Genomic DNA, 26,599 nt, shown 5'->3' with positions numbered 1-26,599 from the left:
TCTTACCTAACCCTGACGAAAGCGGAAGTCATGCTTTCTTTTCCTGTAGGAGTCAAGGATGAACAGATACGTTCTATAATTATGTAGCAAAAAAGAAGAGGCGTTTTCCAGATGATATTCTGGAAAATGCCTCTTCTTTTATTGATGTTGCTCGAGATGTTCTGACTTTTAGTCAGTACGACCTTGCACGCGAAGAATTAAACGCGATCGAGCACGAGATCGTCTGCTTGTTCAAGATACGCTTTGACCGGTGCGACTGCTGCCTCGACCGTACCTGGAGCGAACGGAGACTTCAATCCAGCACGTTCGACGAGCGTAAGGAAGCTTTCCGATCCACCGGCACGACAGAGATCGAGATACGACTTCCAAGCCGCTTCCCGGTCTTGTTCCATCCAAGCATAGAACTGGAAGGCACAGACTTGAGCGAGCGTGTAATCGATATAGTAGAACGGACTGCCGAAGACGTGTCCCTGCTGATGCCACCATGCGCCAGAGTCGAGATAATCATTCGCTTCGTAATCACGATGCGGCAGGTATTTCTTTTCAATCGTCCGCCATGCTTCGCGACGCTCAGCTGGTGTCAATTCCGGTTGATTGTAGATGACGTGTTGGAACTCGTCAATCGCAACGCCGTACGGAAGGAATGTGACGCTTCCTGCGAGGTGATTGAACTTGTATTTCGCTGTCTCTTCACCGAAGAACTCTTCCATCCACGGATAAGCGAAGAATTCCATCGACATCGAGTGAATCTCACACGCTTCATACGTTGGGAAAGCACTCTCTGGAGCTGTCAGGTGGCGGCTCTCATAAACCTGGAACGCATGACCGACTTCGTGAGTCAGGACATCGATGTCGCCTGCCGTTCCATTGAAGTTCGAGAAGATGAACGGGAGTTTTTCGTCTGCGATGTAGGTACAATACCCACCGCCGGCTTTCCCAGGCTTCGCCGTCAAATCGAGTGCTTCCCGGTCGAGCATGTAGTTGAAGAACTCGTTCGTCTCCGGTGACATCTCTGCGTACATCTTTTTGCCACCTTCAATGATGAACGACTCTTCGCCTTTAGGTGTCGCATTACCAGACTTGAAGGCAAATCCTTCATCGTAGTAGTACAAGTGATCGACACCGATGCGTCGTTGCTGGCGTTCTTTAAGTTGTGTCGCGAGCGGAACGATCGTCTCACGGATTTGTTCGCGGTACTGTTCGACCATCGATTGGTTATAATCGACGCGGAGCATCCGTGCGTATCCGAGCTCGACGAACGATGGAAAACCAAGTGTCTTCGCGATGTCTGTCCGGATGCGAACGAGTTTGTCGTAGATCGTATCGATTGCTTCACCATGCTCGTTTAAGTAGCCATAGCGTGCTTCAGAAGCTGCTTTACGGACATCACGATCAGGTGATTGAAGATATGGACCGAACTGCGATAAGTTAAGCGTCTTGCCATCGAACTCGATTTGAGCAGAAGACATCAGTTTCGTATATTCACTCGAGAGACGGTTCTCTTCTTGGAGTTTCGGAATGATCTCTTCCGAGAACGTCTTCAGGCTCGCTTCCGCAATCAGGAATAACTGTTTGCCTTGCGTCTGTTCGAGTTCGCTGCGGAGTGGATGCGTCGTCAACGCTTGATAATAGCTTGAGACATATCCTTGATAGATCGCACTCGCTTCATCAAAGAATCCTTGTTCCGTTTCGTAGAACGTATCGCGTGTATCGATCGTGTGACGGATCTCGACGAGCTGGCTTGCCGTTTCAAATTGATTTCTGAGGGTATTAATCTCAGTGATGGCTGCGTTTGCTTCATCTACCTGTTTGGCTTCTGTCAGTCGAGCGATCGCTTGATTCATGGATGTTTCAAGCAAGGCAAGGTCAGGACGGACATATGTAATTTCTGAAAATGGTAACATGTAAGCGCCTCCTTATGATTTCTAACTATTATCACACAAAAATACTTGCAAAACCAGAGGGACAAACGTATGCTTTTTGTGAGAACGTGAGCGAGCTGTCTGACAGCTTACTCCTATAAAAAATCGAAACTTCCATTCGGAAGAAAAACGATCGAGAAAGTAGAGGGATAGTATCATGGGATTCTTAAAAAAATTGTTTGGTGGTAACGACGCAGGAAACGCGAAAATCGCTTCTGCACTTACAGGTAAAATCGTCAACATCGAGAACGTACCCGATCAAGTTTTCTCTCAAAAAATGATGGGCGACGGTGTCGCGATCGAGCCGACAGAAGGTAAAGTTGTTTCGCCGATCAACGCAACGGTTGAAACGATCTTCCCAACAAAACACGCAATCGGTCTAAAAGGTGAAGATGGTCTTGAACTGTTGATCCACGTTGGTCTTGATACAGTTAACCTTAAAGGTGAAGGCTTCACGGCTCACGTCCAGTCAGGTGACAAAGTCAAAGCAGGAGACGTCCTCGTCGAGTTCGACCTTGACTACATCCGTGCGAACGCACCATCGACGATCACACCGATCATCGTGACGAACCACGATCAATTCACGCTTTCAGCTGTACCAGCTGAAGGAACTTCTGTTGTCGCAGGCGACACAGAGCTCTTCAAAGCAACACATAAATAAGATACGATACGCCTCCATTCCTTGCGGATGGGGGCTTTTTTTGTCGTCTCCTCCCGTGCCTTACCGTTTTGTAAGAGAAGTGAAAGCAAAGTCCATTTTGAGAAAAGCAGGGAAGGACTAGACTGAGTGTAACGAATCAAACACAGGAGGCAATACAGATGAAAGCAATCTTACAAGCAGAACAGATTTCAAAAACGTATCAAACGAAAACAGCGCGCCACGAAGCACTGCGTCCGACGACGCTCCGTGTCCACGAAGGAGAGTTCGTCAGTATCATGGGGCCATCCGGTGCCGGGAAATCGACATTACTCAATCTGCTGTCGACGATCGATCAGCCGACGGACGGCTCGATTTTAATCAACGGAGCAGACGTGACAGCGATGAAGGAAAAACAATTAGCCCGTTTCCGTCGGGAGCAACTCGGCTTTATCTTCCAGGACTTCAATCTCCTCGATACGATGACGGTTCGAGAAAATATCGCCTTACCGCTATCACTCGCGAACGTCGATAAAAAGATGATCTTAGAACGTGTCGATCGTGTGGCGCGTCAACTTGGTATCCACGACTTACTCGATAAACGTCCCGTCGAACTATCAGGTGGACAAAAACAACGGACGGCTGCCGCTCGCGCCATCATTCATGATCCGTCGCTCATTTTAGCCGACGAGCCGACCGGTGCGCTTGACTCGAAGTCGGCAACAGGATTGCTCGAAGCGATGCAAGCGCTCAACGACGAAGGCGCGACGATTTTAATGGTAACGCATGACCCGATGACAGCGTCTTATGCGGAACGGATTCTGTTCGTCAAGGATGGAGAGCTGTTCAAGGAAGTTCATCGCTTCGGTTCGCAGAAGGAATTCTTCGAACAGATCATGGAAGTTCAACGCGAACTCGGAGGTGCCGTCCGTGAGCTTGTCTAAACTGGCGTTTCAAAATTTGAAGAACATCCGTCAAAACGTGATGTACCTCGGTGCCGTCACGTTTGCGATTCTTATTTATTATACGTTCCTCGCGATTCGATCGAATGAAGCGATGCTTCAGGCGAACGAATTGTACGGAAAACTGGGAACGGTCTTTACCGGAGCAAGTGTCATTCTAGCGCTTTTCTCTGCCATCTTCATCTGGTATTCAAGTGACTTCTTCTTACGCCGCCGTAAGAAGGAAATCGGACTTTATGCATTGCTTGGTCTAGAGCGTGGGCAAATCGCCCGACTGATCTTCCTTGAGACGATGGGGTACGGAGTGATTGGTCTGATCCTCGGAATTGCGATCGGTACCGTCGCTTCGAAGTACTTCGTGCAGTTTCTGGCTTCCGTCATGGCGATGCAAGTCGATGCGACCTTTACGATCAGCGGAGCTTCCGTCATGCAGACGATCGGTGTCTTCCTGTTGATTTTCCTGATCATCGCCTTACGCTCTGCACGGACGATTTATCGTTTTACATTGATCGAATTGTTCAAGGCAGAACAACAAGCGGAATCCCTTCCGAAAGTCCACCCGATCCTAGCCGTCCTTTCCGTCGTCTTGATCGGTGTCGGTTATTATTTGACAGGACAACCGTTGATGGATCACTTTACGATCGTTGCCCCGCTCTTGATGCTCTGCGTCATTCTCGGGACATTCGGAACGATGAGTTACTTCACGATCTTCTTATTGCGCGTCTTAAGTAATCAAGCGCGACACTTCAAAGGAACGAATTTGATTCTGCACGGGCAATTGTTGTCACGAATCAAATCGAATGCCGTCATGCTGTCGACGATTACGGTCATCACTGCCGTGACATTGACGACGGTCGGTACAGCGACATCGATCTATTATTTCATCGATCAGACTGTTGAGGAGCAAGTTCCGTACAGTCTATCGATTGCGAGTAAACAAGCAGAAGCGGAACAGCTAATTGCCAAGTCCGACCAGAAAATCGACAGCCGGACGATGGTCAACGTCAAGAACGTTGACCATGAGATGACCGATCTGCCGAATCCTCTGACGTTTACACGTTACTACGCGACGTATGCGTATGAAGACCAGCCGGGACAATTCAGCTACGTCAACTATTCGGACTACGTCAAGCTCGCGAAAGCGAACGGGAAAACGGTCATCAAAGAACCGAAACAAGGTGAAGCGATCGTCCTTGAGACATTCAAAGGAAACGATTTGTTGAAGATGAAAGTCAAATCACCGGTCGGTGTTGAAATCAAGGATGTTCATGAATCCTTTCGCATCACCGCTGCGACGAATCTACCAATCGCTCAACTTTATGAGAAACAGCGGCTCGCCTTCGTCGTAAACGATGATGCGTTCGCGAAGATGCCGGAAAAAGGTTTCACGCTGACGAATTATCAGTTCTCGGATGAACGTCATGATGATGGATTGATGAAACAGTTGACACAACTATATGGAAAACAAGCAGACACGGAGATGGCGGCTTATTATCCTGTCTACGCGATGACGACGGCAACGACCGGCTTACTCGCGTTTGCTGCCGGCTTCCTGGGTCTCGTCTTCTTGCTTGCGACGGGTTCGATCATCTACTTCAAGATGCTCGCGGAAGCAGAAGAATCGAAACAACGGTTTGCAATCATCCAGAAGATCGGTGTCGATGAGAAGGAACAGACAGGCATCATTCGGCGCCTTGTCGGATTCGTCTTCTCCTTACCGTACGTGCTCGGACTCGTTCATAGTTTAGTTGCGATGCAAGTCTTGCAGAAACTGTTGAACTACAACATCGTTCGTCCGACATTACTTGCGATTGTTTGTTATACGATCGTCTATCTGATCTACTATATCGTCACGGTTCGTGCGTACCGCCGCATCGTCACGTGATGAACTAAATAGGGGTACACAGAACTGGAAACGGAATAATCGTTTCCAGTCCTTTTTGAGTTCGTTATGATAAAGGGAGAAGGAGTTGACATGAACGATGCATACGATTTTATTAGTCGAAGATGATATGAAGATTGCCACATTATTGAAAGAACTACTCGAACGCTATGATTTTAGAGTCGTCGTTGAAGATGGACGAGGAGATGTCGTCGCGGTCTATGAAGAGACGAATCCGGACGTCATTCTATTAGATGTCAATTTGCCGAAGTTTGACGGTTTTTATTGGTGCCGGCAATTGCGTATGAAGACACGGGCGCCGATCCTCTTCATCTCGGCACGGGTCGGGGAGATGGATCAAGTCATGGCGCTCGAATACGGAGCGGATGATTACATCGTCAAACCATTCCAAGGAGCGGTCGTCATCGCGAAGATTAAAAGTCAGATTCGCCGAGCATATGGCACGTTGTCGAACGAAACGGATGAGCGGACAGTGACAAAAGAAGGTGTCACGCTGTACTTGGACCGTTATATCGTCGAGTACGGGGAACAGTCGATCGAGCTGTCAAAAAAAGAGGGACTGATTCTTGAAATGCTGCTGACGGCAAGTCCACGAATCGTCAGTCGGGGCGATTTACTCGAACGGATTTGGGATGACGAAGCATTCGTCGATGAGAATACGTTGAACGTCAACATCACGCGTGTCCGCAAACGGCTTGCCGAGATCGGTGTCGCTGGACTTGAGACGGTGCGAGGCGTCGGTTATAAACTGGTCCTTGAACCATGAAGCTCTTTTTACGGCACGCGATACCAGGTATCATCTTCTTTACTGGACAAATGCTGATTTTATATGCCGTTTTATGGCTCTATGATCTTTATCGCCCAGCAGCCTTCTTTTATATCGTGCTCTTGAACAGTATCGGTCTCTTGATTTATCTCAGTTATCGTTTCTTCAGCATGCTTCCGTTGCTACGACGGATGCAACAGCCGGTTCAATCGGTCGCAGAACCGATTCGCAGTGATAGTGAAGAACCGATTTCCGTTGCCGTCGAACAATTTTTAGAGCGGCAACAGACCTTATTTCGGAACAGTTTATTCGCTGAGCGACGAAAGGAAAAGGAACGCCATCGGTATGTCGATCAATGGATTCACCAGATGAAGACACCGTTGTCCGTCATCGAGCTGATCCTCGAACATCCAGGAGAACAGTATCAGGCTGATTTACGACAAGAGGTCGATCGATTGCGCAGTGGACTCGACCAGATGCTCTATTCGTCACGTTTAGAAGCAATTGAGACAGATTTGAAGGCAGAACGATTGGCACTGAAGCCGCTCGTCACGAGCATCATCAATCAAGAAAAACGATTATTCGTCAAAAATCAGGTTTTTCCGAAACTCGATATCGCTGAAGACGTGTACGTCTACACGGATGCGAAGTGGTTTCGCTTCCTCATCCTACAGCTCGTGACGAACGCCATCAAGTACACGACGGGGCATGGTCGTGAAGTCGCTCTGACGGCAGAGGTGACAAAGGGGCAAGTCGTCCTTTCGGTTCAAGACGACGGCGTCGGGATTCCAAAACGAGACGTCCCACGTGTCTTTAATGCGTTCTTCACTGGCGAAAACGGACGACGTTACGGGGAATCGACCGGAATGGGATTGTATTTCGTCCAGCAAGTTTGCTTGAAGCTTGGGCATGAGATTGAACTCGAGAGTGAAGAAGGGGTCGGCACGACATGCCGGATTCGATTAGTAGGAGGTCGCGCACATGATTGAGGTCAAACAATTAGGGAAAGTCTATCCCGGAAAGGTGACGGAACAACCGCTGACGGATGTGAATTTCCGAGTCGAAGAGGGCGAAATGGTTGCGGTCATGGGACCGTCCGGTAGTGGGAAATCGACGCTGATTAACTTGCTTGCGACTCTCGACGAACCAAGTTGGGGATCAATTCTGATTGACAGCGTCGATACAGCGACGTTCAAACGAAAAGAGATGACACGTTTCCGACGCGAGACGCTCGGCATCATCTTTCAGGAATTCAATTTACTCGATTCGTTGACGCTCGGTGAGAACATGCTCGTGCCGTTGATGCTGTCAGGGAAAAAAGCAAAGCTCGCGCGGGAAGAGATGGAAGAGTTGGCGCGTCGTCTACAAATTGATGATCTGCTTGATAAACAGGTCGATGAGGTCAGTGGTGGACAACGGCAACGGACAGCGATCGGTCGCGCCTTGATCCATACACCACGTCTGATGCTTGCGGATGAACCGACGGGAGCACTCGACTTCCAAGCGACGAAACACGTCATGGATGTCCTAGCCGAGTTAAACGCGACGGGCATGACGATGGTCATCGTGACCCACGATCCGCAAGTCGCGTCGTATTGTAATCATGTCTTATTCCTAAAAGACGGTAGTATTCAAACGGAGTTGTTCCGCGATGAACCACGCCGTGTCTTTTTCCAACGGGTCATCGAATCGCTATCGTTGTTAGGAGGGGATGAGCATCAATTATCTGCAATACGCCCTACGTAACATCCGGCGTTATCAGCGGTTGTATTATGGCTATGCCTTGACGATCATCATCGCGATGACGATCGTGACAAGTTATTGGAACTTGTTGACGAATGGATCATTCCAAAACGTCGCTAAAATCCTCAGTCAATTGAACCAAGTCATCGAGATGACGATCTTCTTCGTCTTCATCGCGGAGCTGATCATCCTTTTCTTTAGTGTCTTGTTCATTTATTCGACGACATATACGATGCTTGAGCACCGTAAGAACGATTTACGGACGATGCGCACGCTCGGCAGTGGACTGTCACACTTCTTAAAGTATTTCTTAATTGAAGTCTTGATCGTTGGTGGTTTAGCCATCACTGCGGGAATGATTTTAGGTAATGTCTTGACGAAGATGCTGTTGCTGTCCGTTGTCAAAGTCATGTTCTTACCAGCAATCGAATTCGAATTATCCTTTTATGCGATTCTTGCTTTAATCGGTGGCGCCTTCCTTGTTTTGCTGACGGCAACGGTCCTTGCGATCTACCGATTTCGTCCCGATCGACCGACTCGTTCCCGTTCGCTATTTCGAAAACGAGTCTGGATTCTGACGCAAATCGGAGCGTTACTTCTGTTGATCTATGGTTATGCCTTAGCATTTGTTCGGACGGAAGGATTTTATATATTTTTCCCACTTGTCATCTTCATCGGATCGTTTTTTATTTGTCGATATGTCTTACCATGGTTGACCAAGTTATATCGACCATGTCGCTTGTCGCTGCGGAAACTGATCGTCTCGGAAATCGCCAATCAATTGCGAACGAATAGTACGCTCATTGCCCTCGGAACGATTCTGACATCGTGTGCGCTAACGGCAGTCGGACTCGTCTTCTTGTTTCAATTGATCGGACTCGACTTATCATCCCAAAATCAATTCGGTCTCGTCTATTACGAAGAATCCGCTCAACCGACGAAACGATTGAAGGATATCAAGCAGACGATGACGGAGGCATTCCCGGATCGCTATCAGCAGGATATCCAAGTGAAGGCAGAAGGAACACGCGTCCTCCTACCGATCTCGTCGTACAACAAGATGATGCGGCAACTGGATCTTAAGGAGCGGACAGCGACGGGACGACAAAGTTTCTTTGTACCAGCACGTCCGGTACAACTCGAAGAGAACACACCGACGATGAAAAAAGCGAAACAGGCGATGGAGAAAGCCGACTTTGAATTACTTCCCGCTGCTTCTCACGATTTAATATTTGGTTACAATTATCAAATCGAGACGATCTTCGTCGTCAGTGATGCCGTCTTTCAGACACTCAAGCAACCCGTCCGGCAAATCGTCGTCTTCGATACGCCAGCCTACCATGATTACGGAACGAAGGACTGGAAACAGTGGATGAAAATCGTCCGCAACATCCAGTCGGCAGCAAAGCTCGATGAGAAGCAACCGGTTCCCTATCAATTGATCAACGAGACGGAAGATGAGATTGACGGGATCCGAATCGTACGACTCGTCACGTTCGTCGTCGTTCTCCTGACGATCTGGTTGTTCGTCATCAATGCCAGTTTTTTGCATGTGTGGATGCAGATGACGGCGGAACAGGAACAAAAGCGGATGAAGACGTTGTTTGCACTAGGGTTCGGTTCCGGGAACATCCACTGCTACTTATTAATGAAGTATGGCGCTGTTCTGCTCATTCCGTATCTGATTTCTGTCTTTCATGCCTTTTTATTGTTCCAAGTCGTCGTCACACAAGCCGGACTACAGACGGGATCCTTTCTTAACTTAGCTGTCTTTTGGATCAGTATCGTCACGGTCGGGTACTTCTTGAGTGTCCTACCGATTTGGTTGCGTTACCCACGGCATCTGTTCCGGAATTCATCCGAAAGTTCGATGTATCCGACACCGGATTCAAGGGTATGATGATACCATAGGAATAAGGGAGGGAATCGTATGCTAGACCATTCACCATATCGGGGTTACGGTGACCGGATTCGTATTTTACGGGAGCGTGCCGGGATTACGATCGAACAGTTGGCTGAACGACTCGGCGTCGCACCATACTTCATCCGCCGGACGGAGCTCAGCGAAGTCTATCCAACCAAACCCTACATCGAAGCATTGGCGGACGTCTTGAACATCGACGCTAGTTATTTGGCACGGCATATCTGGACGGGGGAGTCATTGAAGTTCATCATGCAGCAAAACACACCGCTCGAAGAGATGAAGCTTGCTTATGAACAGACGCTCGGACAAGATGGAACGTGGGTCGAGGAACAGCTCGAAGAGCGAATGCGCCTGTTTGATTTAATGTATGATGAGGACGTTAAACGGATCGAGCAGACGATGAGTGCGACCGAGCAACGGATCTTCCATGAGCTCGTCGAAGCCGTGATGGAAGCAGGGGAATTGCAACGCGATCAAGCGGAAGAGACGTATGAGTTGTTCGAGGATAAATTACCATCGATGATGCAACTCGATGAATATCTCGATCGCATGACGGACGGTGTTTCTTTATCCAGTTCGACCTATTATGCGGATTACAGCGACCGGAAAAGTCGTTCCCGCTACCATCGTAAATAAAAAAAAGTCGCTGTCTTCTGATTGACGTTCAGAAGACAGCGACTTTTTATTAACGTTGTGGCATCGGGCGTGGACGACGCGTCTTTTGACGGATCCGACCGATGATGAAACCAATGATCGCATTTGCAATGACGAGTACCCAACCGACATAGCCGAAATTGAGAGTTAAGCTACCGAGCATCGCTTGCCATTTGAAAATCATCATCACATCACCACGCAAGACGAATCGCGCGATACAGACGAGTAAGACAGTCAATCCGGCGATGAAGACACCGACCCAGCTTCCGTATAAACGAGAAGAATGGCGGCGCACCGCAACGAAGGACCAGCAAAAGAGGCTAGAGACGAACGCCATGCCTCCATAGGCAAGGACGAGTTCCCATGTCGCACTCGCTTGCGGGAATTTCGTGAACATGACAAGTGACGAGACCATGGCAGCAGCTGTGAAAAGGATCGCTGCCCAAAAACGAGACCGCATAACGTAGTTCCTCCTAAAGGCTTTTTCTCACCTAACGATAGCGGAAACGATTCGTCTTGTAAACTGTTACCGGCGACCGCTTAAGATCCGGCGCAACTGTTTGAGTGGATTCGATCCATAGAACAGAACACCACCCCGATAGAATTTTGTTCCGACGAATAAGGCAAGCGAGATGCTGATCAGCATCAAGATGAGCGAAATTGACACTTGCCATAGCGGTACATCGGTCAACATGACGCGCAGGAACATGACCATCGGTGTGAAGAACGGCACGAATGACAGGACGACGACAGCTTGGTTCGTCGGTGCATTCAGACTAAACATCGAAATCATGAAGGCAGCAACGATCAACAAGATGACCGGTAACGTCACTTGCTGCGCATCCTCGACCCGACTGACGAGCGAACCGAGTGCCGCGAGGAGCGTCGCGTACAGGAAGTATCCGAGTAGGAAGAAGACGAACAGATAAATGATCGTCCGAGCACTCAAGGAATCGAGTGATAACTGATCGAATAAACTGCTGTTTTGAGCACTGTAGTAGCCGACACCGACGAGGATCGATAATTGTACGAGACTGACCGTCGCGATCGAGAGGATCTTCGCTAGCATATGTTGAATCGGACTCGCTGCTGAAATCAGCAATTCCATGACGCGGGATGACTTTTCGTTCGCGATTTCCGTGACGATCATCCCACCGTAAATCGCAATCGTGAAGTACATCAAGAACAGCAACACATAGACGAGCGCCGAGGCAGCAAAGAGTTCATCCTCACTTTTCCCACCTGTCGACGTCAACTCCTGTTTGACAGGAACAGGTTCAGCGAGCGAAGCAAGGACGTTCGGATCGATTTCAGCATCCGTGATGACGGCTTGATCACGGACTTGTTTGACGACCGTTGTGACCTGTGTCTGTAATTCAGACTCAGGACTAGCACTGACGAGTGTCACGTCATACGAATCCTGAACGATTGCCACAGCATCGAATGTTCCGCGGTCGACTGCCTTTCGTGCTTGTGCGACCGTATATTCCTTCGTGGTGATGTCTGAAGTGACACCAGCCTTCTTCAAGGCCGGGCGAAGATCGGTCGACAATTCACTGACGAGAGCAACTTTCGGATCGTCACCAGAAAACCAGTCGAGAATCCGTTCGATGTTGCCGAAGCCGACGAGGAACAGGACCATCAGGACCGTCGAGATCAAAAAACTTTTAGCACGCAGTTTCTGTAGTAGATTGAAGCGATATAAAGTCAGAAATTTACGGTTCATAACGTTTGCCGACCTCCTCGATGAAGATATCCTGCAGGGATAACTGATCCCAGACGAAACGATCGACATGGTGTCCTTGACTGACGATATGTTGGAGAAGTTGATCAGCCGCTTCTTTTGAAGAGACTTGGACGATATGCCCATTGTTGTCTGACTCGACTTGTAGGACACCTGGCAAGCTATCCCACAGGAGTGGTGGAGCATCTGTCGTCAAGAGGACACGTGTTTTTCCGTATCCCGCCTTGATGTCAGGGAGATAGCCAGCAACGACGGGTTTTCCGTGATCGAGGATCGCGACGTGTTCGCAGAGTTCTTCGACATGATCCATCCGGTGACTTGAGAAGACGATCGTCGTTCCGTCGACGGTTAACTTTTTGACAGCACGTTTTAATTGTTCGGCGTTGACCGGATCGAGTCCACTGAATGGTTCATCTAAAATCAGCAGTTCAGGTTTATGTAGGACGGCAGAGATCAACTGAATTTTTTGTTGATTTCCTTTTGAGAGTTGTTCGACGCGCATTTTTTCATACTGCGGAATTTGGAAATAGTCGAGCCATTCCGTCAAGGCTCGTTTCGCATCCTTCCGTTTCATATCCCGGAGTTCTGCGAGGAACAAAAGTTGTTCATCGACGCGGACTTTTGGATACAGCCCTCGTTCTTCCGGAAGGTATCCAATCTTTGAAGTCGGGATGCGCTCTCCGTTCCAAGTGATCGATCCTTCAGTCGGTTGCAGTAGACCGAGCAGCATTCGGAACGTCGTCGTCTTCCCGGCACCGTTCGCACCAAGCAAACCAAAGATTTGCCCGCGTGGCACCTCGATCGTCAAAGCATCTACGGCCGTAAAATCGCCGAAACGCTTCGTGATGTGTTTGATTTCTAACATAAGAACCTCCTTTAAAGACGTCTGTTGCACGACAAGTGTATCATTGTTACCTAGTGTCCTACGGTTTGAATTGGATAAAGGTTCCAGAAAAGAACGAGGAAAGGCTTATTAGTTTACTTTTTGTTCTTTAGTTACTATTATTGTGTTAATAGATACGACTGAAGGAGGAACGCATCATATGAAAACGCAAGGCATTCATCATATCTCAGCAATGGTCGGCGATCCACAAGAAAATCTCGATTTTTACGGTACTATTCTCGGACTACGATTCGTCAAAAAAACGGTCAACTTCGATGATCCAGGAACATACCACTTCTATTTTGGGAACGAATCCGGAGCACCGGGAACGATCATCACGTTCTTTCCGTTTAAAGGCATGGCAAAAGGACAGGTCGGTGCCGGACAAGTCGGAACGACAGCTTACGCGATTCCGGTCGGTGCAGCAGATTTTTGGAAAGCGCGGCTGACAGAAAAAAACGTCTCGTTTGTAGAGACGGTTCGATTCGGAGAGCAGCAGATCGCCTTCGAAGATCCACATGGTCTTCAAATTGAACTCGTCGAACGCGAGGCAGGACCTGACAGTCGCTATGAAATCGACGGCATCACACGTGAGGTCGCGATCAAAGGGTTCGCGGGAGCGACGTTACTATCACGGGATCCATCAGACACAGCAAAATTACTGACAGACACATTCGGACTGACACTCAGCAAACGGACTGAAACCGTTGACCGATATATCGCAGAAGGCGAGTTCGGGAATGTCGTTGACGTCGTTCATGGTCAAATGCCAGTCGGTCGTCCGGGAACTGGAACGGTTCACCATATCGCGTGGCGGGCAACGAATCAAAAGGAACAACTCGACTGGATGAACGCCATCAACGCGTTCGGTTTGCTGACGACTGAAGTGAAGGACCGCAATTACTTCACATCGATCTATTTCCATGACCGCGGTCGGATCCTCCATGAAATTGCGACCGATAATCCAGGATTCGCAATCGATGAAGCGTTCGAGATGCTCGGAGAAGACTTGAAGTTACCGGAACAATTCGAAGCACATCGTACGGCGATCACAAATCATGTAACACCTATTACTGTACCGAAGGGGAGACTCGTATGATTCATTTATACCAAGCACCAAAAACAGCAGACGCACCGATCTTTTTATTCTTACATGGCACAGGCGGAACGGAACAAGATCTCGTCGGACTCGTCTCGTTGCTCGATTCGGAAGCAGGCTACTTGTCCGTCCGCGGGGAGGTCTCGGAAAACGGGATGCCACGATTCTTCAAACGACTTGCGGAAGGCGTCTTCGATGAAGAAGACCTCGCTTTACGGACAGCGCGTTTAATTCAGTTTTTACGTGATCAGGCAGCGGAGCGTGACTTTGCGCTCGATCGTCTGATTCCAGTCGGATACTCGAACGGGGCGAACATCGCGGCGAATATGTTGTTCGAAGAAGCCTTGTTCAAACAAGCGATTCTGTTGCATCCGATGGTACCACGTCGTGGTGTGACGTTACCTGACTTATCAGACGTGCGCGTCTTCATCGGCGCTGGAAGCAATGACCCAATCTGTCCGGCTCAGGAAACGGAAGAATTATCAGCACTCTTGAAGCAAGCCGGTGCATCAGTCGACGTCACGTGGTCGAATCATGGTCACCAACTGGTCATGCCAACGATTGAAACGGCAACGGATTGGCTGAAATATTAAAAAAAGGGCTGTCCCATCTCCTTCTTTCATAGAAGATGATGGGGCAGTCCTCTTTTCGTTTCAAGCAGGATGATCACTTTTTGGTCGAGAATAGACGATGAGCACACCACGCTCGACGAGCTGGAGGGCGAGCGTCTGTTTCACTTCTTCCGATGCTTTCGTCTGCGCAAGCTGCCGGTAGAGCAGGCGAAGTTCACGGCGCATCGTCTTACGGATCAGCCACATGCTATCAATCGTGGTACACCAACCGGTCACGGTTTCGTGTCCGATGTAATACTGGGTCTGACGTTCAAGATAACGAATCCACCACTCGTCACGCGCCATTTTTAGTACGACACCTGTGAGGGCAAGTACAAGGATGGCGAGGGGAATGCTTTCATATAAAGGAAGACGACTAATAATAGTACCAACATTCGTGACGAGGGCAAGCATCCCCCATCCTATGCATCCGATGACAAGCCAATATCCAAAGTTGAGAGTACTTCGATGTCGTAACGTCACTTTCGGCGTAAGCAATGAAGTGGCCATCAGAAACACCTCCTTGTTAAATAATCGAATTTTCTGACAATTTGTAGTTGTCCTTCTACTATAGTTACTTTTTCCCGAATCGTCTAGTCATTAGACATGGAAAATGTGTTTCTTTCTTGACGAAATTCGTGTACGCTAAATGTAGAAGTGAACGGTTACATAAAGGGGGATATAAAGAAATGATGGATCAAGTGATTTGGATTGCTGTCGGTATCGTTGCCGTTGCAGTTTTCTCAGCATCGAGCGTCGCAGCGTACATGGGTGTCAAAAACCAAGAAGACTAATAATCGAAAGCGGCTCATCCCGGAAATCGGGATGAGCCGCTTTTTCGTTTAGTTATTTGCTGTCAAATCGGTTTTCAGCGCATAGGGTTTCAGCGCATCACTCCAGCGCAGGTAACCGCCACCGACGAGATGGAGTCCATCGTACGTCATCCGATTTTGCAGGTATCCCTGTTTATTCGTCAAGACAGGTCGTAGATCAACAAATGGAACATCCACCGATTGAGCAAGGTTTTGTAAATTTCGGTTCAACGCTTCGACGTCCCGATTGATTCGGACGGAATCCGAATACTTCGGTGCGACAGGAACGGTTGACTGAATGACGACGTCGATGTTATTTTTTCGAAGTGTCGTCACAATCGTCGTCATGTTCTCAGTGATTTGCGGAATCGGTGTATAGTGACGAATATCATTGATACCACCCATCAGGAAGACGCGTTTTGGTTTCATCTCGATGATCAAGTCGAGTCGGGTCAAAAAGCCTTCTGTCGTATCACCAGGAATCCCGAAATTCACGATCGTCGGGTCTTCCATCAAGATACGCCAATCAGCAAAATTCGTCATCGAGTCGCCTAACATGACAGCGTTCGCTGATTTTGGGTATTGATAAGTATGGAATAGACTATTCAGACGGACATAGTTCGGGTTCTTATCGTATTGGAAGGTCGTGACTGGAGTCGTACTCGTTGCAGGTAAGACGCTTTCGAATAGTTCGAGCGGTTTACGTCCCAGTAACAATGCAAGGAGAACGACGTTCAAGACGACAGATAGAATCAGAAGTGTCTTTTTCATAAACATTCGTTCCTTTCGAGGGAGTATAAGGGGTAGTGTAACATGAATCGGAATCCGTGGTTTGATAATATCAAAGGTTTTCTTGTCATTTTCGTCGTCATTGGTCACATGCTGACGGATTTACGGTTTGATTATGACGGAAAGTTGCTTGAGACGGTTTATCTGTTGATTTACTCGTTTCATATGCCATTATTCATTATTTTAAGCGGTTATTTCTTCCGCGAAAACAAGTATCTACGTGTCATCCAACTATTTGCCGTCTACTGTGTCTGGCAAATCTTAATTGGATCTTGGGCGACGCTTGGAGAAGGAATGCCGCTCTTTTCTGGTGAAAACATCGGTACGCATCTCCTACGTCCCTACTGGGCACTTTGGTATCTGTTCGTCATGGTCGTCTGGTATATCGTGACGCCGTATGTCGTTCACTTGCGTGGATATGTCTGGTTCGGTCTTGCCTTCGCCTTGCTGTATGGATTTGAACTCGAGAACACGGGATTCTTGGCACTTCGGAAGTTGATCATGTTCTATCCGTATTTCTTGCTCGGGAACTATCTATCGGAACACGAATTCATCCGCATCTTCGAGATGCCGAAGAACTTCAAGCGTCGAATGAACGTCCGCTTGATTGGTGGTGTGACGTTCGCAGCCGTCATGGGCTTCTTATTGTTCGAGGCGTGGCGTGACACACCGCAAGAGATCGTCGATTTCGCGAATGCCTTCAAGCATCGTTTCCCGTACGCTGAACAGTATGACAGTGACACGTGGATTGGTGTACTCAAGCATAGCGTCATCTATGTCTTGTCGATCGCGGCCTCGCTCGGTTTCATGATGTTGATCCCGATGCGTCGTCTTCCGCTCATCACACGAGCTGGGGAACTCAGCCTCTACGTCTATCTACTCCATGTCTTCTTCGTCATGGCGTGGCGTCAATATGTGACGGATGCATTCGTACCGCAACCGTGGCTCGCTTTACTGATCATGATTGGCGTCGCCTTGTTGATCGTTGGTATCATCATACACCCACTCGTCGTCCGTGTCCTCCGTCCTTTGATTGAGATTGACATTCGCCCGATCGTCGAGAAACGGGAAGACCTTTCAAAATAAGGCGGAATGCATTACACTTTAAGATAGATGGATTACTAGACGAAGGGCGTGGAAGGTATGTCATATAATTTAAATAATGCGGACGGTGTCGTGAACGTCTCGCAACAAGTCATCGAGGTCATCGCAGGGGTAGCTGTTCAAGAAACGGAAGGCATCGCCTTTACAGCAGATGATTCGAAACTGCAGGAAAAACAGATGGTCAAACTCGTAAAAGTCGAAGATGTCGGCGGCGACATCACGGTCAGTCTGTCCGTGCATATCAAATACGGCATGTCGATCATCAAGACAGCTGGAAAAGTCCAAGAACGGATTGCGCAAGACATGGAAAACATGCTTGCGTTCCAACCAAAAGCGATCAACGTCCGCGTCATCGGACTTTTAAAAGGATAAGTAAAACGTCTCGGCATCTTGTGTGCCGAGACGTTTTTTTAGGAAGAGGGAGGAAGATAACGGAGACCGAATGCAGGGACGTCTGTTGCGGTGCAGGTGAAACAGAGACGAATCGCATGTTGGCTATGAGCGGGTAAGGACAATCCAGGATGGATGACGTCTGCGAGTGGCGTCTCGTCATCCATCAATTCGAACGCCAGCGCCTCAAGCGTCAGTGTCTGATCGCTGGCATTACGGACGAGGACGGTCGCGGTCACAGTATCCGGCTCGCGCATGATTGAGACCGGTAATAACGACCAGCCATCTGCTGGAGGTGTCGGGTGCGAATAAGCGACTTGACGGATGATGCGTCGTTCCGATTCCGTGAAGTCGTCTTCGATGAACAGCTCAGTCAGTGTCTCACTTGAGAAGACAAGCTGCAATGGCTCCGTCAACTGCTCGAGGTCGACGAAACAGTCGTCTTCTTCAAACGTCAACCAGAGCGGCAACGTCGCCATCGGGAGTATGACGGGAACTTCTTCGATACTGAGGACTTTCCGAGCGACGAGTTCGTCACCGGAGAGTGCAAGGACGACGAGATCATTCAGGTGGAACGACCGAGACAACGTATTTTGGAACAAGGCGATGACTTGAAGCGGACGGCGCGATAAGACTTGAAACAGATGGATCGCCATCTGATTGACCTGTAACTCAGGTAGTTGTTTCGCGACGTGACGAAAGACGTATTCGTCTTCCTTGACGATCGGCATGTCCTCCGTGAAGTAGAGTGGGGGACGAAACACTTCATTCGACGTGTGCATGATGCAGTTCTCCTTCGCTATCGTATGTCTGTTCGGCGCGGCAGATGCCAGAAAGAACCTGCTTTTCAAAACTCGCAATGGCATATTCGAAGTAGTCCATGCCTTCTCGCTCAAAGATGCGGACCGGTTGCTCTTGTCCGTAACTCCGGAGGTGGATTCCTTCTTTTAAGCTGTTCATGGCTGTTAAGTGGCGCGTCCATTGCTCATCGAGTGCAAGGAGGATGAAGCGTTTGACGGTCTCTTTTTCAGCTGCAACATGGGCAACGAGTAAGGCTTCGGTGTCAGCAATCAGCGGTTCAAGTTGGCGTTTCATCTCGTCGATCGTTTCCAATCGTTCTAACGTGACCGGTTGATGCAACAGTTGCTCGATTTCCGTCGTGACGAGAGCCAGCGGCCATTCTTCCGGGACGAGATCGTCAGAAAGCGTTTGGTCGATGATCGACGGCAAGACACGTCCGGCAAACGGTTGGACGATGTCTTCGAGTGACGTCGCATCAACGATTCTGTTGCGGAGATGATAGATTGCTTGCCGTTGTTCGCTGATGACTTCTTCGAGCTGGACGAGTTCATCTCGAACACTCCGATTGACGGATTCACACGTCGACTGAGCGAACTGCAATAAATCCCGAACGTCACGTGAAGCCAATGGACCGGAAGCATCCCGTACTTTTTGTTGCACGCGTGCGAGACGGTCGCGCGCGAAACGACGAGGCAGTTCATCTTCGAGTGAGAGATAAAATTGCGTCAATCCGGGATCGCCTTGGCGACCTGCCCGACCACGGAGTTGGTTATCGATCCGGATCGATTCATGGCGTTCGGTTCCGATGACGAACAAACCGCCTTGTTGTTGTGCCGTTTCATCAAGTAAGATATCCGTTCCGCGACCTGCCATGTTCGTGGCGATCGTGATTCGACCGGCTTGTCCGGCTGAAGCGATGATCCGGACTTCCTGATCGACGGTTTTTGCGTTCAGGATCTCGTAGGTGAGTTCATGTGTATCAAGTGTCTTCGCGACGCGTAAGGATTGTTCAATCGACGAAGTACCGATCAGAACTGGTCGTCCCGTGACGTGTGCCGATTTCGTCGCCAGCGCGATCGCTTCTAATTTTTTGTCACGCGTCGCAAAGATGACGTCCTCCGCATCGATCCGGATTTTCGGACGGTTCGATGGAATCGTCACGACATCCATCCCGTACGTCTTTTGAAACTCCTCCCGTGACGTCGCCGCTGTACCCGTCATTCCTGCCACCTGATGATAAAGACGGAAATAATGCTGAATCGTGATTTGTGCCGTCGTCCGGTTCTCTTCCGTGACGGGAACACCTTCTTTTGCTTCAAGTGCCTGATGTAACCCGTCGGATAGACTGCGTCCTTCCATCAGACGACCCGTGAAGAGGTCGACGAGCGCGATTTTTTGATCCTTGACGATATAGTCGACATCTCGCTTGAGAACGACATGAGCACGTAAGGCTTGAATGACGTAATGGAAAAGGACGGAGTGCTCAGCAGCAAACAGATGATCGATCGCAAACGCCTCTTCAATCGTCTCGATCCCCTGGTCAGTCAAGGCGACAGCTTTGATCTCTTCGTCGAACGTATAATCCCGCTCGTCTTCGAACGTCTGGACGACATGACGGACGAGTTGTTGTAACCCTTCGTGGACACTGTCTCGTTCCGCCATAATGAGTGGCGTTTTCGCTTCATCGATTAAAATGCTATCGATTTCGTCGATCAAGGCGAAATGAAGCGGACGTTGCAGACGTTCCGTCGGCTCCATGATCAGATGATCACGCAGGTAATCGAATCCGAATTCAGTTCCGACACCGTATGTAATATCCGCTGCGTAGGCAATCCGTTTTTCCTCAAACGTAGCTTCAGCTGAATTGATTCCGACCTGCAACCCTAAAAAGCGGTGAATCTGACCGATTTGCTCAGCATCGCGCTGTGCCAGATACTCATTGACGGTAATGACGTGAACACCTTTTCCATGAAGCGCCTGAGTGAAGCTCGCGAGTGAAGCAACGAGCGTCTTTCCTTCACCGGTCGCCATCTCAGCGATTTGTCCTTCAAGTAATGCCAGACCGCCCATGAGCTGCACGTCGTAATGCCGTAAGCCAATCGTTCGTTTACTCGCTTCTCGGACAAGGGCGAATGCCATTGGTGTGATCGCATCGATTCGTTCCCCGGCTTGTAGCCGCTCACGTAATGAGGCGGTCAATTCACGTAACGCTTGGTCGGATGTTTGTTCCATTTCTCGTTCTAGGCTATTGATCGTCGTTACGATTTTCTCATAACGATGAATTCTTCGACTTTGATCATTCAACAACTGTTTAACACGTTGAAACATCTTCGTCACTCCCTCATATGCTATGAGATTCATTATAGCAGTTAAAAAATGTAAAACGAATAGTAAAGAACGAAATAAGTAAAACATTCCCTTAAAATTGAAAGCGTTATCAAAATAAACATGTTTCACGCTTAAAAATAGAAAATCAGAAATATTTGATAACGCTTGCAAAGATTCGGAAGAACCAGTAAAATTATTCATAAGGCAAGTGCAATCGTTTGCGCAAAGTCATTCGATTTCTTGCCTTTCATGGACGATGGAAGAAAGGATGGATGTCGGATGGCACCAACGATCGAAGCGGTCATTTTTGATTTAGACGGCGTAATTACCGATACAGCAGAGTATCATTACTTAGCGTGGAAACAACTTGGAGAGGATTTGGATATCCCGTTCGACCGGGAATTCAATGAGACATTAAAAGGTGTCAGCCGGATGGATTCACTCGAGCGTATCCTTGCGCTCGGTGGAAAACAGAACGCTTTTTCGGAGGAAGAGAAGCTAGCACTTGCTGCGAAGAAAAATGAACACTACGTCACATTGATCCAACATATTTCTGAACAGGATCTTCTTCCTGGAATCACTGCATTCCTCGATGAAATCCGAAACGCTGGGCTGAAGATCGGAATGGCGTCCGCCTCTAAAAATGCGCTGATGGTCGTCGAGGCACTAAAGGTCCGACACTATTTCGATGACATCGTAGACGCTGCGACCGTTGCACAATCGAAACCACACCCTGAAGTGTTTCTCCGTGCTGCAGAAGCACTCGACGTCGAACCGAGTCGTTGCATCGGTGTAGAAGATGCGACAGCTGGCATCACTGCCATCCACGCTGCCGGCATGTATGCCGTCGGAGTTGGACCGGAGTCGGCGCTCCATGAGGCAGACTATCGTGTCGATTCGACAGATTTGCTATCCCTTGAGCAAATCCTCGCTAGTCGCTCCCTTGTCTGAACCATTCCCTGATGGTGAAGGACATTCCTTGAAAGTTATGTGTATGCAAAAAGGATCGCTTCCCTGAGCGATCCTTTTTGATATGGCGTTGATTTAAAGTGAGGCAAGAATGCCGTCCGCGATTGCTTGCGCGTAACGTGACTGATACGATGCGTTCGTCAGTTTCGCCCGATCCGCGCTGTTCGAGAGGAAACCGAGTTCCGCTAGAATCGACGGTGCTTTCGTACCACGAATGACGGCATAGTTCGCATAGTGGACGCTTCGGTCGCGCATGCCAGCGTATGAGACGAGGCGTTGCTGGACGTTACGAGCGAGGTTGATCGAAGAGGCGCCTTTATAGTAGAAGGTCTCTGCTCCGTATGCTTGCGTACTCGTTGAAGCATTGATATGAACACTGACGAAAGCAGTCGTCGCATGACTGTTCGCAAGGGCACTTCGCTCTCCAAGTGACGGATAGTAGTCGTTCGTATAGCGTGACATCGTCACATCGACTTTTCCGGCAAGACGCTCGGCGACTTGTTTCGTGACAGCAAGGACGATGTCGCGTTCAGCAACGCCGTAACGAACTGCACCTGCGTCGTGTCCGCCGTGACCCGGATCAAGGACGAGAAGTGGACGGTTCGATGGTGCCGGTTGGAACAACGTCAGATATGTCGCATCGACATAACCGCTTTGACCACTTGCTGTCCTGACAGCAACGAACCCTTTCGTTTGATGACGCGCATTCGTGACGACGACAGGAGTACCGCGTCCAAGACGAGCGATTTGACCACTGAGCGTCGACGCGCTCGCACGAAGCGCGACACTATTGCCTGACGGGATCAACACATACATCTTTGATCCACTATAATCAACGTTTCCAGTCGTCGAGGCAGGAACGGAAGTCCCTTTTTTCAGGTACGTTCCCATGACATACCCCGTTTTCCCTTGGTACTGGACCGTGTGCCAGTTTGCTTTAACGGCGAGGGAATTGACGGCAGTCCCGCTCGGAATCGTCGTCAGGACTTTTCCGGATGTCGAAGGAGACGAACGGAAATTCAAGCGATCCGTCGTCGTATAGACCGTCGTTTTGGCTGGTGTAGTCACTTTCTTTAAATAAGAACCAGAAACATAACCCGTCTTATTTGCATAGGTCACTTTGTACCAATTCCCGCTTTTGAAACTCGATTGTACACCGGCTCCTTTAGGGATTGTCAGTAATCGAGTGGAAGATGTCGTTGCCGCACTGCGTAAGGATAGCGCATCCGTCGTCTTATAAGACGTCTTTGAAAAAGAAGTGCCACTCTCGATTTTTTTCAGATAAGATCCGGTCACATATCCCGTCTTTCCTTTATATGACAACTTATACCAAGAGCCTTTTCGATAGCTCGACGTGACTTTCGTCGTCTTCGGGATCGTCAGCAATTTTTTAGAAGACGTCGAGTTCGAACTACGTAGATTCAAAGCATCCGTCGTCTGATACGAAGTTTTCGTAAAGGTTGTACCAGAAGCAGCCGATACAGTAGAAGTAGAGGCGAAGCAACCGGATACCAACGAAAGTACTAGAGCGGTCCGAAGTGTTTTAGGTAATTTGCCCATTAAATTTCCAGTCTCCTTTTCGGTAAAATAAGAAAGATATATATTGAATTAGTAGAACTTAAGTATTATTAAAATAGTTAAATGTCGAAATTATATGTTCCGTTTTCATTCCTTTCTGTTAATATGAGGTGTAGCCAATTTATCGGTAAGGATATGAAAATATTACAGGATAATTAAATAATTAAAGAAATTATATATTATCAAGACAAATTATAGTTTAAGATATTTCAAAATACATACAAATGAAACACGATTGAAACATTAATGTATAAAAAAGGAAAGAGGGGCAAGGAATGGGTAACAGTGAACATATCTACCGCGAACTAATGGAAATCGAAGAGGAATACCGTCGTTTACAGCGGCGTGCCGAGTATTTGATCTCGGAATTAAGCCGTGGAATGGGAGAACATTCGCAAGAAGTCGCCGTCACACATGAGCGTCCGTTAAAGCAACGTCGCGTCAATCAGCGTTATCCACTAGAAGTCTATGTGCACCAAATCAGCGATTTGATGCGCGAGCGTGAATCGATGACAGCACGTGACATCCAAATGGAGCTTGAATTGCGTTACCGTCACCAAATTAGTAACATCTACCAATTGATGGCGAAAGTCGAACAGGCAAACCCTGCCATTAAAAAAGTCGGGCGCGGTATCTATACATATGATCCAGCTGCTGAAGTACCGATCTTCATGTAAGAGCCGCTCGTCGGCTCTTTTTTTTTATGATATAATTCGCGCAGGAGCGTGATGTTACTATGTTATGGACTGCGTCCATCGTCTGTTTTATCGCCGCCTTACTGATCACACCCGTCGTGAAACGCTTTGCGATTGCAGTCGGTGCCGTTGACAGTCCGGACGCGCGAAAAGTACACGTCCGAATCATGCCGCGACTTGGCGGATTAGCGATCTATATCGCTTTCATGATCGGTTATTTTATCTTACAACCTTCGAGTCCGTACGCGACGCACATTTTAGTCGGTGGGTTCGTTATTATTTTGACCGGTGCACTGGATGATCGATTCCAACTCAATGCCCGTTTGAAGCTGATGGGGCAAATCGTTGCTGCCGTCATCGTCCTAAACGGTGGGATTCGGATCGAGTTCATCAATCTACCGTTCGACCAGCAGTTATATCTCGGATGGTGGAGTGTTCCGCTGACGTTCCTTTGGGTCATCGGGATCACGAATGCCGTCAACTTAATTGATGGATTAGACGGACTAGCAGCGGGTGTCTCGAGTATCGTCTTGTTGACATTGATTAGTCTTGCCGTCATTCAAGGAAACGTATACGTGACGATCGTCGCGATTCTCTTATTAATGAGTACGTTCGGTTTTCTGTTTCATAACTTCTACCCAGCGAAGATTTTCATGGGTGATACTGGTGCCTTGTTCCTCGGCTATATGCTTGGTGTGTTATCACTCCTTGGATTCAAGAACGTGACGTTGTTCTCGCTTGCCGTTCCGGTCATTTTGCTTGGGATCCCGATTTCCGACACGTTGTTTGCGATCGTTCGACGGGTATTGCAAGGAAAACCACCATTTGCGCCGGATAAGGCCCATCTGCATCACCGATTGCTTGATCTCGGCTTTACGATGCGCCAAGCTGTGCTCGTCATCTATGGACTCTGTGCCATCTTCGGCATGACGGCAATTCTGTTCTCGCAGACGAATTCGATCGGTGCCCTCGTCTCACTCGTCATGTTATTGCTCGTTCTTGACATTCTCGTCGAGTCGCTCGGTTTGCTTGGCGAACGTTATCGACCATTGTTGAATTTGTTGGAACGTTTTACATCGAAATAACGTATATCAAAAAAGACCGCTCATCCGTGTGAGCGGTCTTTTTTCAGAAAGGGAGTGTTGGAATGAATCAATCATTGAATCAACGCATCGTCTATTTAGATGTGTTACGTGGTTTTGCACTATGCGGAATTTTATTCGTCAACATGCCGAGTTTTCTCGGTGATCGACCGAATGCGATGATGGGGGAGGTGGATCAATCGATTCGTCTCATTTTTGATCTCTTCATCCAGACGAAATTCTATACCCTGTTTAGTGTCTTGTTCGGAGCCAGTTTTTATCTGTTCATCAATCGGTTGCGACAACGTGGTCTACCGATGACGATCTTCGCAAGGCGACTTGGAATTCTGCTCATCATTGGTCTTTTGCACCTGCTTGTCTGGCAGGGAGATATCTTACATACGTATGCGTTGACGGGCTTTATTTTGTTATTGTTCGCCAAAACAAAGCCGGTCACGAAACTCTTGTTTGCGATAGCATTTCAAATCTATGCCATTCTGCTCTATCTACTTATTTTTTTGGGGGCTCGTCAATTTGGTGACACTCCCGTCGTCGAGCTGGATAAGTCACTTCAGTCGTTCGTTGCATCGCGCGATCTTCTCGGATTTTTATCACATCACGCGACAGTTCAATTACCGGAAGCCCTCATGAATTCCGGTGTCATTTGGCCAGAAATTCTATCACTGTTCTTGATCGGAGCCTATTTGATGGAACGCTTCAGCGTAGCGCCCCCAACAAATCGTTTCTTGTGGTGGACGCTTGGAATTAGCTTACTACTGACACTTCCATCGTTCGCTGGAATCATGCAGGCGCATGCTGACGTACCAGACGGATCAATCAATCTATTTTACGTCTGGCTCTCAGGACGAACGCTTGCAATCACCTATGCTTGTGCCGTTGCGTTACTCGTTCGTGCTGGACGCATGCAATGGTTTGCTGGACTGGGGCGGATGGCATTGACGAATTATTTGATGCATACACTTGTCTTTACTGTGTTCGTCTTCTTCAGTGGACAACATGGAACGACACCGTTATGGCAAGGACTGTTACTCGTTTTCCTGCTTTTGATCGCACAAGGTGTTGCTTCAAACAGATATCTCCAGTCTCATCCACAAGGTCCCATGGAGAAATTGTGGCGAAAAGGGACTTATGGGAAGAAAAACCGTTGAAGTTCACAGGAACTTAACATCTTTTATGTAGAAT

25 protein-coding genes are annotated in these 26,599 nt (G+C 48.4%); 16 read left to right on the top strand and 9 right to left on the bottom strand.

What is annotated here, in order from left to right; translation table 11 throughout:
* Window positions 1-197: 197 nt before the first annotated feature.
* Window positions 198-1,904: a M3 family oligoendopeptidase gene (locus B3G15_RS11945; RefSeq protein ID WP_290721269.1), complete on the bottom strand. Its 1,707-nt coding sequence runs from the start codon at window positions 1,902-1,904 to the stop codon at window positions 198-200.
* 175 nt (window positions 1,905-2,079) lie between these two features.
* On the opposite strand from B3G15_RS11945, the gene B3G15_RS11940 reads away from it, so the two are divergent.
* From B3G15_RS11940 to B3G15_RS11905, 8 genes are all read left to right on the top strand, one after another.
* The gene (locus B3G15_RS11940; protein WP_035396161.1) at window positions 2,080-2,583 is read left to right on the top strand and encodes a PTS sugar transporter subunit IIA; all 504 of its coding nucleotides are present in this window, start codon (window positions 2,080-2,082) and stop codon (window positions 2,581-2,583) included.
* A gap of 158 nt (window positions 2,584-2,741) precedes the next feature.
* The gene (locus B3G15_RS11935) at window positions 2,742-3,503 is read left to right on the top strand and encodes an ABC transporter ATP-binding protein (protein ID WP_214723972.1); all 762 of its coding nucleotides are present in this window, start codon (window positions 2,742-2,744) and stop codon (window positions 3,501-3,503) included.
* Window positions 3,490-5,406, top strand: coding sequence for an ABC transporter permease (locus tag B3G15_RS11930; RefSeq protein ID WP_290721261.1), 1,917 nt, complete (start codon window positions 3,490-3,492; stop codon window positions 5,404-5,406). Before B3G15_RS11935 ends, B3G15_RS11930 begins: the two co-directional genes overlap by 14 nt.
* A gap of 97 nt (window positions 5,407-5,503) precedes the next feature.
* Complete coding sequence (locus B3G15_RS11925; protein WP_047393119.1) at window positions 5,504-6,190, top strand: response regulator transcription factor; 687 nt, start codon at window positions 5,504-5,506, stop codon at window positions 6,188-6,190.
* Entirely contained in the window at window positions 6,187-7,179 is a 993-nt protein-coding gene (locus tag B3G15_RS11920; RefSeq protein WP_064299372.1) for a sensor histidine kinase, read from the top strand. The genes B3G15_RS11925 and B3G15_RS11920 overlap by 4 nt, the downstream gene beginning before the upstream one ends.
* Complete coding sequence (locus B3G15_RS11915; RefSeq protein ID WP_290721253.1) at window positions 7,172-7,936, top strand: ABC transporter ATP-binding protein; 765 nt, start codon at window positions 7,172-7,174, stop codon at window positions 7,934-7,936. The genes B3G15_RS11920 and B3G15_RS11915 overlap by 8 nt, the downstream gene beginning before the upstream one ends.
* Window positions 7,902-9,833 (top strand): ABC transporter permease, encoded by a 1,932-nt coding sequence (locus tag B3G15_RS11910; RefSeq protein WP_290721250.1) that lies wholly within the window; start codon window positions 7,902-7,904, stop codon window positions 9,831-9,833. The genes B3G15_RS11915 and B3G15_RS11910 overlap by 35 nt, the downstream gene beginning before the upstream one ends.
* A gap of 30 nt (window positions 9,834-9,863) precedes the next feature.
* Window positions 9,864-10,493, top strand: coding sequence for a helix-turn-helix domain-containing protein (locus tag B3G15_RS11905; RefSeq protein ID WP_029342558.1), 630 nt, complete (start codon window positions 9,864-9,866; stop codon window positions 10,491-10,493).
* A 49-nt stretch (window positions 10,494-10,542) separates the two neighbouring features.
* Here B3G15_RS11905 and B3G15_RS11900 read toward each other — a convergent pair whose 3' ends face one another.
* From B3G15_RS11900 to B3G15_RS11890, 3 genes are all read right to left on the bottom strand, one after another.
* Window positions 10,543-10,971, bottom strand: a complete 429-nt coding sequence (locus B3G15_RS11900) for a hypothetical protein (protein WP_029342557.1) — start codon at window positions 10,969-10,971, stop codon at window positions 10,543-10,545.
* A gap of 66 nt (window positions 10,972-11,037) precedes the next feature.
* Entirely contained in the window at window positions 11,038-12,237 is a 1,200-nt protein-coding gene (locus B3G15_RS11895) for an ABC transporter permease (RefSeq protein ID WP_290721242.1), read from the bottom strand.
* Complete coding sequence (locus B3G15_RS11890; RefSeq protein WP_064299374.1) at window positions 12,227-13,120, bottom strand: ABC transporter ATP-binding protein; 894 nt, start codon at window positions 13,118-13,120, stop codon at window positions 12,227-12,229. The genes B3G15_RS11895 and B3G15_RS11890 overlap by 11 nt, the downstream gene beginning before the upstream one ends.
* 178 nt (window positions 13,121-13,298) lie before the next feature.
* On the opposite strand from B3G15_RS11890, the gene B3G15_RS11885 reads away from it, so the two are divergent.
* Together B3G15_RS11885 and B3G15_RS11880 are read left to right on the top strand one after the other, a co-directional pair.
* Window positions 13,299-14,237, top strand: coding sequence for a VOC family protein (locus B3G15_RS11885; protein WP_290721237.1), 939 nt, complete (start codon window positions 13,299-13,301; stop codon window positions 14,235-14,237).
* Window positions 14,234-14,830 carry an alpha/beta hydrolase gene (locus tag B3G15_RS11880; protein WP_290721235.1) on the top strand — a complete coding sequence of 199 codons (597 nt, stop codon included), beginning with the start codon at window positions 14,234-14,236 and terminating at the stop codon, window positions 14,828-14,830. Before B3G15_RS11885 ends, B3G15_RS11880 begins: the two co-directional genes overlap by 4 nt.
* Before the next feature lie 60 nt (window positions 14,831-14,890).
* On the opposite strand, the gene B3G15_RS11875 is transcribed toward B3G15_RS11880, so the two are convergent.
* Both B3G15_RS11875 and B3G15_RS11870 read right to left on the bottom strand, forming a co-directional pair.
* Window positions 14,891-15,358, bottom strand: a complete 468-nt coding sequence (locus tag B3G15_RS11875) for a hypothetical protein (protein ID WP_290721232.1) — start codon at window positions 15,356-15,358, stop codon at window positions 14,891-14,893.
* A gap of 332 nt (window positions 15,359-15,690) precedes the next feature.
* Window positions 15,691-16,431 carry an SGNH/GDSL hydrolase family protein gene (locus B3G15_RS11870; RefSeq protein WP_050678748.1) on the bottom strand — a complete coding sequence of 247 codons (741 nt, stop codon included), beginning with the start codon at window positions 16,429-16,431 and terminating at the stop codon, window positions 15,691-15,693.
* Between the two features lie 42 nt (window positions 16,432-16,473).
* Between B3G15_RS11870 and B3G15_RS11865 the strand changes: the two genes are divergently transcribed.
* Window positions 16,474-17,535: an acyltransferase family protein gene (locus B3G15_RS11865; RefSeq protein WP_069940948.1), complete on the top strand. Its 1,062-nt coding sequence runs from the start codon at window positions 16,474-16,476 to the stop codon at window positions 17,533-17,535.
* Window positions 17,536-17,592: 57 nt separating this feature from the next.
* Window positions 17,593-17,925, top strand: coding sequence for an Asp23/Gls24 family envelope stress response protein (locus B3G15_RS11860; RefSeq protein ID WP_029342549.1), 333 nt, complete (start codon window positions 17,593-17,595; stop codon window positions 17,923-17,925).
* A gap of 38 nt (window positions 17,926-17,963) precedes the next feature.
* Here the strand turns inward: B3G15_RS11860 and B3G15_RS11855 are convergent, their stop codons facing one another.
* Window positions 17,964-18,725, bottom strand: coding sequence for an SLAP domain-containing protein (locus tag B3G15_RS11855; RefSeq protein WP_290721221.1), 762 nt, complete (start codon window positions 18,723-18,725; stop codon window positions 17,964-17,966).
* Window positions 18,709-21,072 (bottom strand): accessory Sec system translocase SecA2, encoded by a 2,364-nt coding sequence (secA2, locus tag B3G15_RS11850; RefSeq protein WP_290721218.1) that lies wholly within the window; start codon window positions 21,070-21,072, stop codon window positions 18,709-18,711. The genes B3G15_RS11855 and secA2 overlap by 17 nt, the downstream gene beginning before the upstream one ends.
* Before the next feature lie 279 nt (window positions 21,073-21,351).
* Between secA2 and pgmB the strand changes: the two genes are divergently transcribed.
* Window positions 21,352-22,023 carry a beta-phosphoglucomutase gene (gene pgmB / locus B3G15_RS11845; protein ID WP_029342546.1) on the top strand — a complete coding sequence of 224 codons (672 nt, stop codon included), beginning with the start codon at window positions 21,352-21,354 and terminating at the stop codon, window positions 22,021-22,023.
* 93 nt (window positions 22,024-22,116) lie between these two features.
* Here pgmB and B3G15_RS11840 read toward each other — a convergent pair whose 3' ends face one another.
* Window positions 22,117-23,601, bottom strand: a complete 1,485-nt coding sequence (locus B3G15_RS11840; protein ID WP_290721212.1) for an N-acetylmuramoyl-L-alanine amidase — start codon at window positions 23,599-23,601, stop codon at window positions 22,117-22,119.
* 293 nt (window positions 23,602-23,894) lie between these two features.
* Here B3G15_RS11840 and B3G15_RS11835 point away from each other — a divergent pair, with 293 nt between their 5' ends.
* The 3 genes from B3G15_RS11835 (at window position 23,895) to B3G15_RS11825 (ending at window position 26,565) form a co-directional block, all read left to right on the top strand.
* Window positions 23,895-24,296, top strand: coding sequence for a hypothetical protein (locus B3G15_RS11835; protein WP_290721209.1), 402 nt, complete (start codon window positions 23,895-23,897; stop codon window positions 24,294-24,296).
* Between the two features lie 59 nt (window positions 24,297-24,355).
* Window positions 24,356-25,399 (top strand): glycosyltransferase family 4 protein, encoded by a 1,044-nt coding sequence (locus B3G15_RS11830; protein ID WP_029342543.1) that lies wholly within the window; start codon window positions 24,356-24,358, stop codon window positions 25,397-25,399.
* 62 nt (window positions 25,400-25,461) lie between these two features.
* A complete protein-coding gene (locus tag B3G15_RS11825) occupies window positions 25,462-26,565 on the top strand; it encodes a DUF418 domain-containing protein (protein WP_290721205.1) in 1,104 nt (367 codons plus the stop codon).
* Window positions 26,566-26,599 lie beyond the last annotated feature (34 nt).

The organism is Exiguobacterium sp. UBA1053 (assembly GCF_002316465.1).
GTDB classification, from domain to species: Bacteria; Bacillota; Bacilli; order Exiguobacteriales; family Exiguobacteriaceae; genus Exiguobacterium_A; species Exiguobacterium_A abrahamii.
The sequence above is the reverse complement of the archived record's forward strand: the minus strand, read 5'-3'. Positions and strand labels throughout refer to the sequence as shown.